The organism is Aeoliella straminimaris, assembly GCF_024054565.1.
Classification (GTDB): Bacteria; Planctomycetota; Planctomycetia; order Pirellulales; family Lacipirellulaceae; genus Aeoliella; species Aeoliella straminimaris.
Genome location: NZ_JAMXLR010000012.1, coordinates 32921 through 47483, shown reverse-complemented (window position 1 = coordinate 47483; position 14563 = coordinate 32921). Strand labels below are relative to the sequence as shown.

The 14563-nt window shown below is 59.0% G+C and carries 12 protein-coding genes; 3 read left to right on the top strand and 9 right to left on the bottom strand.

Translation table 11 applies throughout. The features are described 5' to 3' along the window. Positions 1-62 precede the first annotated feature (62 nt). From NG895_RS03055 to NG895_RS03045, 3 genes are all read right to left on the bottom strand, one after another. Positions 63-1937, bottom strand: coding sequence for a glycoside hydrolase family 3 protein (locus NG895_RS03055; RefSeq protein ID WP_252850978.1), 1875 nt, complete (start codon positions 1935-1937; stop codon positions 63-65). Positions 1938-1998: 61 nt separating this feature from the next. Continuing rightward, the gene (gene hisF / locus NG895_RS03050) at positions 1999-2775 is read right to left on the bottom strand and encodes an imidazole glycerol phosphate synthase subunit HisF (protein WP_252850977.1); all 777 of its coding nucleotides are present in this window, start codon (positions 2773-2775) and stop codon (positions 1999-2001) included. A gap of 9 nt (positions 2776-2784) precedes the next feature. After that, entirely contained in the window at positions 2785-2964 is a 180-nt protein-coding gene (locus NG895_RS03045) for a hypothetical protein (protein ID WP_252850976.1), read from the bottom strand. 348 nt (positions 2965-3312) lie between these two features. Here NG895_RS03045 and NG895_RS03040 point away from each other — a divergent pair, with 348 nt between their 5' ends. Next, positions 3313-3594, top strand: coding sequence for a hypothetical protein (locus NG895_RS03040; protein ID WP_252850975.1), 282 nt, complete (start codon positions 3313-3315; stop codon positions 3592-3594). A gap of 338 nt (positions 3595-3932) precedes the next feature. Here NG895_RS03040 and NG895_RS03035 read toward each other — a convergent pair whose 3' ends face one another. Together NG895_RS03035 and NG895_RS03030 are read right to left on the bottom strand one after the other, a co-directional pair. After that, the gene (locus tag NG895_RS03035; RefSeq protein WP_252850974.1) at positions 3933-4718 is read right to left on the bottom strand and encodes a hypothetical protein; all 786 of its coding nucleotides are present in this window, start codon (positions 4716-4718) and stop codon (positions 3933-3935) included. Positions 4719-4823: 105 nt separating this feature from the next. Continuing rightward, a complete protein-coding gene (locus tag NG895_RS03030) occupies positions 4824-6371 on the bottom strand; it encodes an RHS repeat-associated core domain-containing protein (RefSeq protein ID WP_252850973.1) in 1548 nt (515 codons plus the stop codon). A 766-nt stretch (positions 6372-7137) separates the two neighbouring features. Here NG895_RS03030 and NG895_RS03025 point away from each other — a divergent pair. Beyond that, positions 7138-9081 carry a DUF4914 family protein gene (locus NG895_RS03025; RefSeq protein ID WP_252850972.1) on the top strand — a complete coding sequence of 648 codons (1944 nt, stop codon included), beginning with the start codon at positions 7138-7140 and terminating at the stop codon, positions 9079-9081. A gap of 25 nt (positions 9082-9106) precedes the next feature. Here the strand turns inward: NG895_RS03025 and NG895_RS03020 are convergent, their stop codons facing one another. Further along, positions 9107-9820: a DNA alkylation repair protein gene (locus tag NG895_RS03020; RefSeq protein ID WP_252850971.1), complete on the bottom strand. Its 714-nt coding sequence runs from the start codon at positions 9818-9820 to the stop codon at positions 9107-9109. A gap of 173 nt (positions 9821-9993) precedes the next feature. Here NG895_RS03020 and NG895_RS03015 point away from each other — a divergent pair, with 173 nt between their 5' ends. Continuing rightward, entirely contained in the window at positions 9994-10752 is a 759-nt protein-coding gene (locus NG895_RS03015) for a type II and III secretion system protein family protein (protein ID WP_252850970.1), read from the top strand. Here the strand turns inward: NG895_RS03015 and NG895_RS03010 are convergent. From NG895_RS03010 to NG895_RS03000, 3 genes are all read right to left on the bottom strand, one after another. Further along, a complete protein-coding gene (locus NG895_RS03010) occupies positions 10736-11866 on the bottom strand; it encodes a hypothetical protein (protein WP_252850969.1) in 1131 nt (376 codons plus the stop codon). The genes NG895_RS03015 and NG895_RS03010 overlap by 17 nt on opposite strands. A gap of 316 nt (positions 11867-12182) precedes the next feature. Further along, complete coding sequence (locus NG895_RS03005) at positions 12183-14198, bottom strand: ATP-dependent DNA helicase (RefSeq protein ID WP_252850968.1); 2016 nt, start codon at positions 14196-14198, stop codon at positions 12183-12185. A gap of 131 nt (positions 14199-14329) precedes the next feature. Then, positions 14330-14563, bottom strand: a complete 234-nt coding sequence (locus tag NG895_RS03000) for a hypothetical protein (protein ID WP_252850967.1) — start codon at positions 14561-14563, stop codon at positions 14330-14332.

The window sequence follows — 14563 nt, the reverse complement described above, 5'->3', positions numbered from 1 at the left end:
AGAGACCACTCGTACATCCAGCCGGAAATGCCAGATCCGCGCAGTCGGTCGAGCGGTAAAACCTATTCCCCGTACGTCAACCCAAAGCCGTACTTGAACTCCGGATCGTATTCCGCATCGCCCACGTTGATCGGTTCCTGATCTGCTGTGCGGGGCCAGGTGAAGGAGAGTTTGCCGGTGGGGGCGTAGTCGCCGAATAGCACGTCGGCCACGCCGGCGCCTTCGGTGCCGGGCAGCCAGGCGGCTACCACGGATTGCGACGACTCGAGTGCGTCGCCCAGCACCAGCGGGCGGCCGGACAGCACGACCAGCACGGTCGGAACGCCGGTGGCTTGGACGCGCTGGATAAGCTGCTGGTCTTCGGCGGAAAGTCTCAAGCTGCCGGTGTCGCCCAGCCCTTCGGCGTAGGGCTTCTCGCCCACGACGACGATCGCCACGTCGGCCTGAGGAATATCATTCGCATCGGCCGTATAATCGACCTGGGCGGAGCCCGCCACCGCCTGGCGGATACCGGCGAGCAGCGTGGTGCCGCCGGTGGTGACTTTGCCTTCTTTACCCTGCCAGTCGATGGTCCAACCGCCGCACTGGATGCCGAGGTCGTCGGCCGCCTTGCCGGCCACGACAATTCGCGAGTTCTCTTTCGCGAGCGGCAACACGTTTCCTTCGTTCTTCAGCAACACTAGCGACTTGCGGACCGCCTGGCGGGCGACGGCTCTGCGCTCGGGCGAGCCGAATTCACTCTGCCAACTACGATCGGCCAGCGGGTCAACGCCTTCATCCAACAAGCCCATGGCCGCTTTGACGCGCAAGATTCTGCGGACCGCGTCGTCGATTCGCTCCTCGGGCACCGCGCCTTCTTCGACCAGTTCGGTAAGCTTCTCGGTAAACTCGCGGTACCTGGTCGGCACCATGAACATGTCCATGCCTGCCAGGCAGGAGACGCGGATGCACTCCTTGTAGTCGTCCGTGATCTGGTCGATGGCGTTATAGTCGGAGATGAGAAAACCCTGGAAGCCGAGCTCGATCTTCAACACGTCGGTCAGCAGTTGCTTGTGGCCCGAGCACTTCACGCCATTCCAACTGCTGTACGAAGGCATGATCGAGCCAACGCCCGCTTCGATGGCTGGAATGTAGGGCGGCAGGTGGACGCGGCGCAATGTTCCGAGGTCGCACACCACGTCGCCCTGGTCGAGCCGAAGCTGCACGTCGTCGCCAAACGAGCTGGAAGCACGCATTTCGGCCTGGGTACCTCCATCGCCCACGAAGTGCTTGGCGCAGGCCAGTACGCTGCCGGGACTGGCCAGATCCGATCCCTGCAGACCGCGCACCGCAGCGGCGCCGAGTTGCGAAACCAACTCGGGCGACTCGCTGAATCCTTCGTAGGTGCGTCCCCAACGGATGTCGCGCGGCACGGTCACACAGGGGGCAAAGTTCCAGTTGATACCGGTGGCCCTGATTTCCTCGGCCGTGATGCGATTGACGCGCTCCACCAACTCTGCATCGCGGGTGCATCCCAGAGCGATGTTGTGCGGAAAGATCACCGCGCCCAGCACGTTGCTGTGCCCATGTACGGCGTCTACGCCAAACAGCAGCGGGATGGCGAGGCGGGTCTCGAGCGCTTGGCGCTGGCTGCTGTCGTACATCTCGGTCCAGGGCCCCACGGCGTTGCCCTCTTGGGGATCGGAGTTACCGCCGCACAGCACCGAGCCGAGCGCCAGCCGTTTGATCTCGCCAGGCTCGAGCGCGCTGAACTCCGCCTGCGTCATCTGGCCGATCTTCTCGGCCAGGGTCATCCGCGCGATCAGCCGATTGACCTGCACGTCGTATTGCTCGAGCTCGATCGACTGAGCACCAGCCGGAACCTGCACACCACCGAGTGTGGCGATGGACCAGGCGATTGCGAAGAATGAAAACCGAACAGCCGTTGGATGAGACATAATGTTCCGCCGAATTCCAGAATGAGTGAAACATGCTGGACGAGCGGAAACCGGGCGGCAGCTAAACTAGCATCCGCACGGGGATGCCCCGCTCGGCCATGATGCGTTTGGTTTCTTCGATGGTGTATTCGCCAAAGTGAAAAATGCTGGCCGCCAGCGCCGCATCGGCTTTGCCTTCGATGATGGCGTCGGCCAGGTGTTCGGGTTTGCCCGCTCCGCCGCTGGCGACGACCGGTATCGAGACCGCCTCGCTCACCGCGCGGGTGATCTCCAGGTCGTAGCCGTCCTTAGTGCCGTCGCAGTCCATGCTGGTGAGCACAATTTCGCCGGCGCCAAGTTCCTCGACCCGCTGCGCCCACTCCACCGCTTCGAGCCCCGTGGGAATGCGGCCGCCGTTGATGTGCACTTCCCACCGCTCGCGGCCGTCCTCGCCCGTGATGCGTTTGGGATCGATGTTTACCACCGTCGCGCAACTGCCAAACCACCGCGACACCTGGCTCACCAGCTCGGGCGTCTTCACAGCGGCCGAGTTGATGCTCACCTTTTCGGCGCCCGCGGTGATCAGGGCTTTGGCATCTTCGAGCGTGCGAATACCACCCCCCACGGTAAATGGCATGAACACCCGCTCGGCGGTGCGGCGGACCATGTCGAGCGTGATGGCCCGCGCTTCGTGGCTGGCGGTGATGTCGAGAAACACCAGCTCGTCGGCCCCCTCGGCCTCGTACCGCGCGGCCACCTCCACGGGGTCACCCGCGTCGCGAAGGTTCACGAAGTTGGTGCCCTTGACCACACGGCCTTGGTTCACGTCGAGACAGGGAATAACACGGGCTGCTAACATGCTCCTAGATTATGTTGCGGGGTTGCGGACGTCAACGAGCCGCGGCAGGCAGTTTCCAGGCTGGAGGACCACCGTAGTGGCTGCGGAAATAAGTTGTGCCGCTTCGCCAAAGTGATCCTTCCAGACCAAGAAGTCCGCGGCGTCAATGGTGGTGTCGCGCTGGATGTCGACCTGAAGACAAGGTGGCATTAGGAATGGGTGACCATAGAGGAAGAATCTACTTCCCTAGTTAAAGAGTAGAGTGCCTCCTCTATTCACCCGGACGGGTGGCACTGACCAAGCCCCACTCTTCTGTGCCACGGGCTCTGCCCGTGATTTGCACTGCCATGAACGAATGCCTGCGGAGCCCCAACGATAAGGAGTTCGGAACTTCGAAGTTCGTTGGCCAACCTCGCCCCAATGTATGGTTTTAAGTGGAGTGCAAACCGAATACAGTTGGCCTACACTGGCAAAGCCAGTGGCACACTCGATGACAGTGCCACCCGGCCGTAAGCGAGGTTGGGGCGGTCTCTCACGGGGGGCCGCCCCTTTTTTACTATGACCAGAGCCGAACAATGTGAACTGCTCGCCAGCCAAATCGGCTGGGCCGCTGCGGTGGCCGAAGTCTACGGCGAGCATCCCATCGCAGACCACCGCCAGTACGCAAGGTTTCTACGTGGTCACCACTTCACGCTCACCGAGATAACCCACGCCATCAAGCTACGTTTTAATCTCGGCTCGCCACAGACCATCGGACGCTGGCTCAACCCGCTGTACAACGTCACGCAGGCAGCCTACATGCGGCGGTGGCGGGCGAGACGATCCATTGGCCTCTTATGATCCGTGAGGCACGGATTGCCCTTTACGATCCTGGCTACCGCCAGACTCACATGATGCATCGGTGTTATCGTTCAGCGGTTCTTCACTTCTGTGGAGTCGTGTTGCAGCATCACTATGGTGCAATTGCCTGAGAGTCAGCCCTGGTGGTGTTCGCAACTTCTGCAATTCCAATGGTTCTCGGGCGGTTTGGTTTTTGGACCATACGGCCAATCAGATTGCAGAGGCCGTGATGAAACGACACGCTGCGCGTAACAGTAAGCCAATCCCTGACCGGGTTGTCTTCGGTCTTCGTCGGTGTCGTGATCCATTGGCCAAAGGAAGTCTGCCGTCTGACACCATTACAACGTTTCAAAGTTATCATGCTCTAAAGCAGTCTGCCGCAACTCAGAGTTCCTTGAGTTCTTAGCATTTCGCCAAACTCGTGCCTTACTCTCCTCTGTTGTGAAATCACTTTGGAGCCAAGCCACCAGGATACATGCAGCATCGAATTCATCCGTTTCATTCGAAAACATTATCTCCTCAATCCTGTAGTAATCAGACGAGGTCAGCCCAGGGAGTGTTAGCAGAGCCTCACATCCATCTACAAGTACGTCGTATTCATCCTCGTCAGAATCGAAAGTCAGCTCTTTGATTTTCTCTAGTTTGAGCGACACACCTTGTTCCATGTGAGCTAAAAGCCACATTAGCCAGATTTGGGTATTCGGATTGTCCTCAGTCTCACTATTCCTTTCCAAAGTGCGGATTAGTTCTTCACGTTCTGTGTGGGACAGACCATCAAGGAAGCCGCTCCCTATTTGTCTAATAGCGGCTCTCCGGTCCCCCCAGATTTCTGCAAACATCTGCGAATGCCAATATGCATAGTCGAGAGTGGGTTCCGTGTCTCTCAATAGGCCAAGTTCATCCAACTTGACCATCGCCATATAAAAAATGGTCCTTTCTGACGTGTCATCCTGATCGATCCATGACTCGATTGCTTGCCTTACTTGGCGGTCGAGCTTGTCTTCCAACAACTCCAGCGACTCAGATGACAATTCGGAACTGCCGCTGATAAAACTCTCTGAAGTGAGTTCCTCAACTACCGGGACAAACCAAAGAAATGCCACGGGAATTCTATTCTTGTCCACTGTGAACCGACCTTGCTAATAAGATGCAAATACCCACACTAAGTAATTGAGGGCAAGCAAAAACGCCATCACCTAAAGCCTTGCCTTGGTACTACTACACAAAGTTCACTCACCCACTGGTGGTGCACAAGTCCAGCCCCCTCCTTTCACAGAATACCGAGCACTACACCCAGTGGCGGGGCATGATTTGTCATCCCTTACTATCCATTCCATCTCCTGAGGATTACCTTCCTCATCGTAGTATGTGCGGCGTGCAATTATGTAGCAACGCATACCACCATCCTTAGGGTCTACTCGAGGAACGATTTGCACATAAATTACGGAGCCATCCGGCTGAAGTATCTCAGCAGAATCGGACTTATTTCCCTCGCTACGGGCTTTCTCCATGAGTATCTGGTAAGCCTCACAGGAAAATACTCTCACTCCGAACGCCTCGATGTCGTCTGCTGTGGCAGCGTACAAATCGTAGGGGTATGTGACTATCGCAGAAACAACTGCCCCTTTAATGAAGTTCTTTCCGAGTCCGGAACCGCGGGGCATTTTTGTTCCACTTTTGGAACCCTTAAACGCACTCTTCATGATTTTTCGTATGTCAGATGATTTGACTCCTGCGGCCTTTAGTGACCCACGAATAACTCTTCGTTGCTGTGCAGCATTCAGTTTTTTCCAGTTGGCCCGTCCGGCATCGCCAAAGCCGTAACCCCGATCTTTAAAATACTTGTGTGCGGCTTGGTGATTTTTCATGGGCAAGTCGATACCTAGTTGATCGTTGGAACCGCCCAAATACAACGGATAGGGGTGATGTACATATAAGCCAAACGGATCTTCATAGAATGTTGGCATTCCATCCACGTATTCGTACAGATTGAATCCGCCCAAATATTCAATCGGGTCTTGCGTAACCCACCGCCCAAGCTGCGGGTGGTAGTACCGATACCTCGAATATTGTAACCCCGTCTCAGGATCGAGTCTCCTTCCGGTATAGAGAAACTCGTTATCAATGTCGCTCTGGTTGTCGGGGTCTGCGGTCCATTCGGCGTAAGTACTGCCATCGGGGTCGTACGTCGCGTGGCCATTGAGAACCGTTACCTCGCCGTACGGTGTGTAACTGTACCGCTCGACAACCGGCTTGGCACTTTCGTTGATGCTCATCAAGGCTGTGACGTTGAAGTTGGCGTCGTGGCAGTAGTAGTGCCCGTCGCTGGCCCGCATGCGGGTAGCCACAGCATCAATGTATTGTGGATGGTAACTGTACAAGGTGTCGCCTACAGGCCCACTACCCGAGTCAACTGCCTCGACCAGGCATTGCCACTTTTCGTTGTAGTAGAAATGGCGCTTATCACCACCCGAATGTGTCGCGTCACGAACTATCCGTCGATGTAGTCCATCGTACTCGGTCGTCACCCAAGTGTTCTCTGGTATGATGTCTGCCCGCACGAGACGATTCCAGGCGTCATACTTGAGTGCCACAGGGGAATTCGTGTCACGAAGTGGCATGTTGATCATGCTGCCCGCCGCATCGTAGACGGGAATTTCCCATTGACTGCCAGTCGTTGTGACGATCGCAAGATCAACATCGGAATGTATATTGTCTGTGTCAATTTCGTTGACGGACGGGTGGCACTGACCAAGCCCCACTCTTCTGTGTGCCACGGGCTCTGCCCGTGAATTGCACTGCCATGAACGAATGCCTGCGGAGCCCCAACGATAAGGAGTTCGGAACTTAGAAGTTCGTTGGCCAACCTCGCCCCAATGTATGGTTCCAAGTGGAGTGCAAACCGAATACAGTTGGCCTACGCTGGCAAAGCCAGTGGCACACTCGATGACAGTGCCACCCGGCCGGCTTCTCTGTCAATCCGGCGCTGTCAAAAAATCGCCGTTGAAGTCGGGCGGGGGTTTGGTCCAATGGAAGTGCGGCATGGTCTGGTTACCGCAGATCTTTGGCAATCTGGCTTGGCTGTTGGCTCTAGGCCATAAGCTGTAGGCCAAAGGCGTGGGCTACCGGTCCGCCGAATGAGGTTGCTGGCGCCAGTTCAGGAGTGAGCTCATGGACGGTCGCTCGTTCGCGGGAGCGAATCGCCACCCACCGAGTTTTGGGACAACTCCACTGGCCCAAAACACATGCGGGGAACAACGCGCGGGGTTTTGTCGCACCACTCGCACGGAAATGTCGAGAAAGCAAGGCGGTTTGCCACTCGGGTGGGACCAAAACGCTGGAATTTTGGGCCCATGAATGTTGTTCCCCCAGATCTGTCCCAAAACTCGGCGACGAGCGAGCCGGCGCCGTGGTTCGCCAGCGACCAGCACAGGTCTTCATGATTCCACAGATCAGCCTGGAGGTTCTTCAAAAGATCGGACGATATCCTTACACTCAAATCCACAACTCACCAGGCGAGATTGATCACTGCGAAGGTAAACTATGCCGCTCTCCGCACTCCCAGAATTAACGCTGTCTCACACCGCGATGTCGGTACTCGAAGCCGCCGAGAAGGCCGGTCGGTTGCATCTGGCCGGCAGCGTGGAGGATCTCGTAGCCCTGGCGACCCCCGACGCTTCGTTGGGGCTGGGCGAGATTGGTCCCGATGGGCGGTACATCGTGGGATACGACGTTGCCGAGCGAGGTTTCGTGGCCGAAGCGGAGGTATGCCAGACTCGCAACGGCGTAGCGGCAAACTACCTCGAATCCTACATGCGTCGCCGAGACCCCGACTGCATGGTAGTTGGCGACGCGACACACACTGACAAGCCAACGTTTGAAGCCCGGTTCGGCGAGCCGTTCGGAAATCTGCGTCAGCAAACCGTCGAGTGGTTGCAGGAACAGCCGATTGCGGCGTTCTTTTTCCGCACAGGCCTTCCCGATAAACCGCTCAACGCGGTGGCCATTGCGCCGGCGAACGCAGGCTTCTTCGCGTTGGGTCTGGCCATGCTGCAAGGCATTGTGCCGCTGGAGGAGATTCGTGAAGAAGGCGCCAACTATCACCACGGCGCGGTGGTGTATGTAGCACCACCGTTCCGCCATACCTATTTCGATGGCAAGCAGGTCGTGGTGCACAACCGCCGCTTCGAGGACGAGGTGAACCTGCACGAATTGTTCTCCTACAACCTGTACCCCGGTCCGTCGGCGAAGAAGGGCGTTTACGGCATGCTGCTGACGCTCGGCGAACGTGCCGAAGATCCTTGGACGACCGCGCACTGCTCGACCGTTGAGGTCGTGACTCCCTACGAGAACGCCACGACGATCATGCACGAAGGGGCTTCCGGCGGTGGCAAGAGCGAAATGCTCGAGCAAATGCATCGCGAAAGCGACGGTACACTGCTCCTGGGCCACAATCTGGTAACGGGCGACACTCGCAAACTGGTACTTCCCCGCGGTTGCGAACTCCGCCCCGTGACGGACGACATGGCCTTGTGCCATCCCGAACTCGAAGCGGCTTACGCATCGCCTGGCAAGCTGGTGCTCAAGGACGCAGAATCGGCGTGGTTCATTCGTGTAAATCACATCGACAAGTACGGCATCGATCCGCACCTGGAAAAGATCACGGTCAATCCGCCCGGGCCGCTGTTGTTCCTGAACATCGACGCCAAACCCGACGCCACGGCCCTGATTTGGGAACACACCATGGACGCTCCCGATTCGCCCTGCCCGAATCCACGGGTAGTGATGCCACGCAGCTATGTTCCGGGCGTGGTCGACCACCCGGTGACGGTCGACATTCGCAGTTTCGGTGTCCGCTGCCCGCCGTGCACGGCAGAACGCCCTACTTACGGCATCATGGGGCTATTCCACGTGCTTCCTGCGTCGCTCGCCTGGCTCTGGCGATTGGTTGCGCCGCGGGGCCACGGTAACCCATCGATCGTCGATCAGGGAGGCATGCAGAGCGAGGGCGTTGGTTCGTTCTGGCCCTTTGCCACCGGCCGCAAGGTCGATCAGGCCAACATTCTGCTCGAACAGATCATGGAGACCAACGAGACGCTATTCGTGCTGATTCCCAATCAGCACGTCGGCTGTTGGCAAGTCGGCTTCGCACCGCAGTGGATCGCCCGGGAGTACCTGGCCCGCCGCGGGGCCGCTCCGTTCCGCCCAGGCGACTTGATTCCATCGCGGTGTCCGCTGCTGGGTTACAACAAGCACACGCTGATGGTGGAAGGTCAAACCATCGGCACGTGGTTCCTCGACGTGTCGCAACAGCCAGAAGTCGGCCCCGAAGCGTACGACAAGGGTGCGAAGATCCTCACCGACTTCTTCCACGAGCAGCTCAATCAGTTTCTGGTCGATGACTTGCTGCCCGAAGGACGCAAGATCATCCAGGCCTGCCTCGATGGGGCAGCGGTGGAAGACTACGAAGCCCTGACCAATTGTTAGCGCGTGCTCCCGAGAGGTAGATGCCCTAGCATTTGGTGGTGTTGCGCTTCTTGCCGACGCGGCCCATCGACTCGACCTTGGCGATGTACTCCGTGGCGAGCGGAACCTTGCATGCCGTCTCGCCTAAATCGACCTCAACCTTGCCGATTTTTTTGGCCGTCGCCTTGGCTTGCCGCAACAGAGGCTTGATGTACGTACCCACCGAGATGACAAACCCGTTCATCACATAGGGGACGCGATCCTTGGCCGTATCGATCTCCGCCACCACGCGATCGAGCAGGCCGCGGACTTCGTCCAGGTCCAACTCGTCGTCGGGAAGCGTGGCCAGCAGCAACGAGTAGGTGCTCCAACCGGCCGAAGCAATAATCGGCTGCTTCGATTTCATCCACTTGAGCGCCAGGTCGCGGCCATGGGGGCTCTGGGCCGCGACGCCCGCCACGGAGTAATCGGCCAGCATGTACCAGGTTGCCTGCCGGGCCCATTCGTCGAGCTGCCGCTTGGTCATCTGCCGACCATCGGCCACGATGCCGGCCAGGTACATCGCATCGGAGTTGCCCGTGGCGTACAGGTCGAGAGCGAGTTGCTGGTTGCCTTTGATCTTCTTGGCAATCACTTTCAGGTCGCCCACCTTCACGCCGAACATCTGGTCGATGGGCGCACCATGCCGGGCGAAGGTCTTGCGTGTCTGCTCGGTGCCCTTCGCTTCCAGGGCCTTCATCACTTCGGCGACAGAATTCATGTCGATCGGTCCTCCAACGAGCCCGGGGGCATTTCCGCCATTCGGAAACAGGGTTCGGCGATAGCCCATCTTATCCCATTCCCGCCGGTCGGGGGACACACTGCGGGCATCGCTAGCTAAGCCAGAGACAGACATTGTCGCCTGCAGCGGGCTCCCCTAGAATCCCGGCCCTTATGCCTCAGAACCGCGTCCAGACCAAGGAACTGAATATGCCGCGTGCGATGCCGAGTATCGTTGTTTGTATGGCACTTCTGGCGGGTTCGATGGCCACCGGTGAGGAGGTTGCACCCCCGACGTCTCCCAAGTCGACGGGCGCGGACAACGTCACCACGCCGGGCAATCTTCTGGTAACAGCTCGGATGTTCGAGGTGAATCGCACCAAGATGCAGAAGTTAGGCATCGACTTCGCACGTGCCGGTGCCAGCGCAGATCAACTGCAGCCGGGCAAGCCGCTGTTCGACATGAACACACCGCCCGAGTTCCTCTTAGCGTTGGTGAAGCACGACATCGCGAAAGAAATCGATGGTGCGAACCTGCTGCTGAAGATGAATGGCAAACCAGCAGAGTTCTTCCAAGGCGGCACGATTCAGGTGCCACAGGGAAATGGCCCGTCGAAACCGGTGCGGTTCGGTACCGAAGTGAAGGTAGTGGCCGAACCAGCGGAAGCGTCCAATGTCCGAGTGCAAATCAACTTCAAGCACAGCAAGATCGACAATGCCCGAGGGATAACACGGGCAGGCGCCCAAGTGCCCGGCTTTCGTGTGAAGCAGGTTAATACCAGGTTCGAGTCGGAAATTGGCAAAACCGTGGTCTTCTCGGGACTACTTGGACGCAATCGCGCCGACGGCAACCTGCGCGAGATAGTGCTGATGGTCACCACCGAAGCAGCGGACAACCTGGCACGGTCTCCGGAGCCTACTTCAGTCCGCTGAAGTCGCCAAACGACTTGTAAACTTTGGCGAATGGCGGCTTCAGTCCCTTGGCCGCCTTCAGCACGGTCTTGGCATCGCCATCGGCCAGAGCACGGTTCAGCGCCGTGATAGCCGCGCGTTCCGCAGCAATACTGGCGTTGAGCTTCTGGGTGGCCTCTTTGTCGAACCCGAACAGTTTGGCAGGGAACTTGGTTTGCTCCACTTCGGTCCACATCTCCGAGGCACCGCTAGCCGCCTGCTTCAGCTCCTCGAGGTACGCCTTATCCACGTCGGCCGGTTTCATCTCGACGGCCGGTTTGACGATCGACTCCATCACGTCGTGGTACTCGTTCAGCACATCCATCGGGTAGTCGATCCCGAGTTGCTGCCGCCGCTGCATGGTGAGGTCGCGGATAGGCTCGAGTGTTTCGTGGGCCTTCTTCAGCTGGCCATCGGCAATCAGCTGAGCCACCTCGTCGATGGTCTGGCGGGTGGGGTCCTGCGATTGATCCGGTACGATGTGCAGCGCGTCGAGCACTCGCTGATAGATGGCATCGTATTCGTCCGACAGCCGCCCGATTGCCTTGGTGGCGGGCTTGGCCTTACCTTCGTTGGTAAGCGCGAGCACAGGGATATAGTAGCGATCGAACTGGACCGACGCCGCCAGCAACTCCTCTTTCTGCTGCCCCGTGAGCGGGCGATCCTGCTGCGCGGCAACCGTTTCGGTGGCCGGCGGCACTTCGTGGTTGAGGTGCGCCTCGGCGAAGCCGCGCTCAACAAACTTGCTGACCACCACGGCGTGAGCTTGAATCAATTGCGCCACGCGCTGGTCGCTGGAGGTCTCGGTAACGCGGACGCCCTTCTCGGTTTCCTCCACGTTCATATCCACTTTCGTGGCGTGGCGGAAGATCGCGGCGAACAACGGATCCCGCATACGGATGGGCCGCCCCTCTTCGACGCGGCCATACATCGCGTGGACATGCTCCTGAATCTTCGCCGCGACCTCCTCGTTGTCCGACTCGGTGAGCGTCTCTACGCCGTTGTCCAAGTTGGTGACCGAGCGACGAATCTCCTGGTGATGATCGAGCAGGTAGTGAAACGTATCGCGATCGGAGACGAAGCTGTCGTCCGCCATGGGCCCCCGGCCCATCCCAGGACCACCACCGCCAGGTCCTCGCCCACCCCGAAAACCGCGGCCAGGCTGCGCTTCGCAAGTTGCCGCCAGCATTAGAGAAACACAAAGGGCGACGACACAAGAGAGAGACTGGCAAGTACGCATGAGTATCCGCCTCGATGGAGAATGAAAATCACGAACGGCCAACTGCCTGGCGACCGCTTCCATTCGTATCATAGGGCCAAAGCGATCCGGTTTGGCAATACACCAGATCGTTTGCGGCAAACTCGTTGCGCGCGGATTTCGTTGTGCGAAGTCGCACAGATGCATTAGACAGCTAGCGCCGCTCGACGTTGCACTCAGGCAAACTCTCCAGGAACAACCGTCCGTACGCCTTGGTCGCCAGCCTCGGATCGAGGCACACCACTTTGCCACTGTCGGTCTTGGTGCGTATGAGTCGCCCGAAACCCTGCTTGAACTTCAAGATTGCCTCGGGCAGTTGATAATCGCGAAAGGGATTGCCCCCCGCCTCGCGAATGGCGTCGAGACGCGCCTCCAGCAGTGGGCGATCGGGCACGGCGAAGGGCAATTTGGCAATGATCACCAGTTGCAGCGCATCGCCCGGCACGTCGACTCCTTGCCAGAAACTATCGGTCCCCAGCAAGACACTCCGCGGATTCTCCTTGAACATCTCCACCAGTTGCGAGCGTGGTGTCCCATCGGCCTGCGACAGGAGTCGCAAGTTCTGCGACGCCAGCCACTTCGACAATCCGGCTCCCGCCTTGCGCATGGCGTCGTAACTGGTGAACAGCACAAACGCCCGGCCGTCGAACTCCTGCACGTAGTGTTTGATGCCATCGATGGAACGACGGTCGAACTCCTCACGCTGGCTCGACGGATCAGGCATCGACGCCAGGGTGACAAGCGTCGCCTGCTCTTTGTAGTCGAACGGGCTACCCAGCCGCTGCGAATCGCACTGTGTTAGTCCCACGCGAGATTGGAAGAATTCAAATCCTGCGCGGTCGCTGCCGGCGGCCAGCGTTGCGCTGGTCAACACCACGGTGGGGACCTGGTCGAACAAGTGCTCGCGGAGCGCGCTACCCACTTCCAGCGGCGCAGCGACCAGCGACATGCGAGGTCGGCCGCGGCTGCCTTCGTAGCGGTCCATCCAATACACGGTATTACCTGCGGTCTGCATCCGCCACGATTCGATCTCGAACGCCAGCGAAATCAAGCGGTCGTGGGCCGAGGTGAAATCCTGCCGGTCCGAGTCTTCTTCCAGTCGGTTGCCGGCGCTCTTCACCTGCCGGGCGAGGGTTCGTAGCTCCTCGGCCAGCTGCCCGGACCCCAAACCGGGGGTGGTTACCCGGCCGTTCTTCGGCCCCTCGGTAACCGACCAATGCCACAGGTCGCTGAACAGTTCGTCCGAATACAGTCGGCACCGCTCGACTTGCTCGGCGATCTTTTGAAAGCCGTGATGTAGCAGCAGTCCTTTGTGCGTGCGATCGTTGTACAGCTTGGCCAGCGTGTACTCGATCTGCCCATTGGTGACGCGAATGCCTAAGTGATCGCCCGCCACGGCTTCCACCGTGTGGGCTTCGTCCAGCACCAGGATATCGTAGTCGGGCAGGATGCTTACGCCGCTGCGGCGCAGGGCCAGGTCGCTGAACAACAGGGCATGATTCACCACCAGGACCTGCGCGTGTTGCACCCGGCGACGGGCGCGGTAGTAGAAGCACTTCTTATGCATTGCGCACCGGCGACCCATGCAGTTGCCGCTGTCGCTGGCCACTTCCTGCCAAACGCTGGGCAGTGGCTTGCGGGCCAGATCGGCCAGCGAGCCATCATGGGTGTCGCCAGCCCAGCCATCGATCTCGCGAAGCTGGGCAAACTCCTCATCCTGATTGAAGAGACTGTTGGCCCGCTTCATGGCCGCGCCCAACCGGCGCAAGCTCAGGTAGTTGCCGCGGCCCTTTACCAGCACCGACGAGAAATCGCGCGGAATCACGCTGTTTAAAAGCGGCAGGTCTTTCGCAATTAGCTGTTCCTGCAAGCTGATGGTGTGCGTGGAGATCACCACTCGCTTGCCATCCGCGTCGTCTTGCGGAGCACCCGGCGGGGGTGGCTGGGTGGCGGCCAGGATCGCTGGCACCAAATAGGCAAAGCTCTTGCCGACGCCGGTGCCCGCCTCGACCACCAGATGCTGGTTGCCGGCGATGGCCCGCTCGACGGCCTCGGCCATCTCGAGTTGCTGCGGACGGTCTTCGTAATTCTTCAGCCGTGCCGCAATGCGGCCATCTGGTCCAAGAATGTCTGCCGTGGTGAGCTCCATCCAACTAAGGTAGCGTCTCACCTGGATATCGGACTAGTGCGAGCCGCACGGGCGCGGGGCGAGTGGCGTAGCACTACGCCGCGCAACTTCCACACAACGACGCTACCTTGAAACGATCGCCGGAACAAATGGCCGCAGTTTGCCGCAGGATTTTAATGAATATCGGTCGCCATCTGGGGTGGCGCTTCGCTGGCACCCGCGGCGAACGTCGGCTCCCCTGCCTGGAAGCGGTTGCAGCCACCCAGGCCCGAAATCCGCAATTCGTAGTCCTGCAACTGCTTTTCGATACAGACGCCCAGTGTCAGGTCTTGCACCGAGGCATCCGGCTCGATTTGCCACCACTTGCAGTCTTTGCACAGGCCCCAGCCGTCAGGTTTGTCGGCCAT

Bases quoted from the DNA above. Each gene is read 5' to 3' on its own strand.
- NG895_RS03020 (WP_252850971.1), bottom strand. From the start codon at position 9,820: ATGAATTCTGTCGCCGAAGTGATGAAGGCCCTGGAAGCGAAGGGCACC.
- NG895_RS03025 (WP_252850972.1), top strand. From the start codon at position 7,138: ATGCCGCTCTCCGCACTCCCAGAATTAACGCTGTCTCACACCGCGATG.
- NG895_RS03010 (WP_252850969.1), bottom strand. From the start codon at position 11,866: ATGGCGGACGACAGCTTCGTCTCCGATCGCGATACGTTTCACTACCTG.
- NG895_RS03000 (WP_252850967.1), bottom strand. From the start codon at position 14,563: ATGGCCGACAAACCTGACGGCTGGGGCCTGTGCAAAGACTGCAAGTGG.
- NG895_RS03055 (WP_252850978.1), bottom strand. From the start codon at position 1,937: ATGTCTCATCCAACGGCTGTTCGGTTTTCATTCTTCGCAATCGCCTGG.
- NG895_RS03045 (WP_252850976.1), bottom strand. From the start codon at position 2,964: ATGCCACCTTGTCTTCAGGTCGACATCCAGCGCGACACCACCATTGAC.
- hisF (WP_252850977.1), bottom strand. From the start codon at position 2,775: ATGTTAGCAGCCCGTGTTATTCCCTGTCTCGACGTGAACCAAGGCCGT.
- NG895_RS03015 (WP_252850970.1), top strand. From the start codon at position 9,994: ATGCCTCAGAACCGCGTCCAGACCAAGGAACTGAATATGCCGCGTGCG.
- NG895_RS03040 (WP_252850975.1), top strand. From the start codon at position 3,313: ATGACCAGAGCCGAACAATGTGAACTGCTCGCCAGCCAAATCGGCTGG.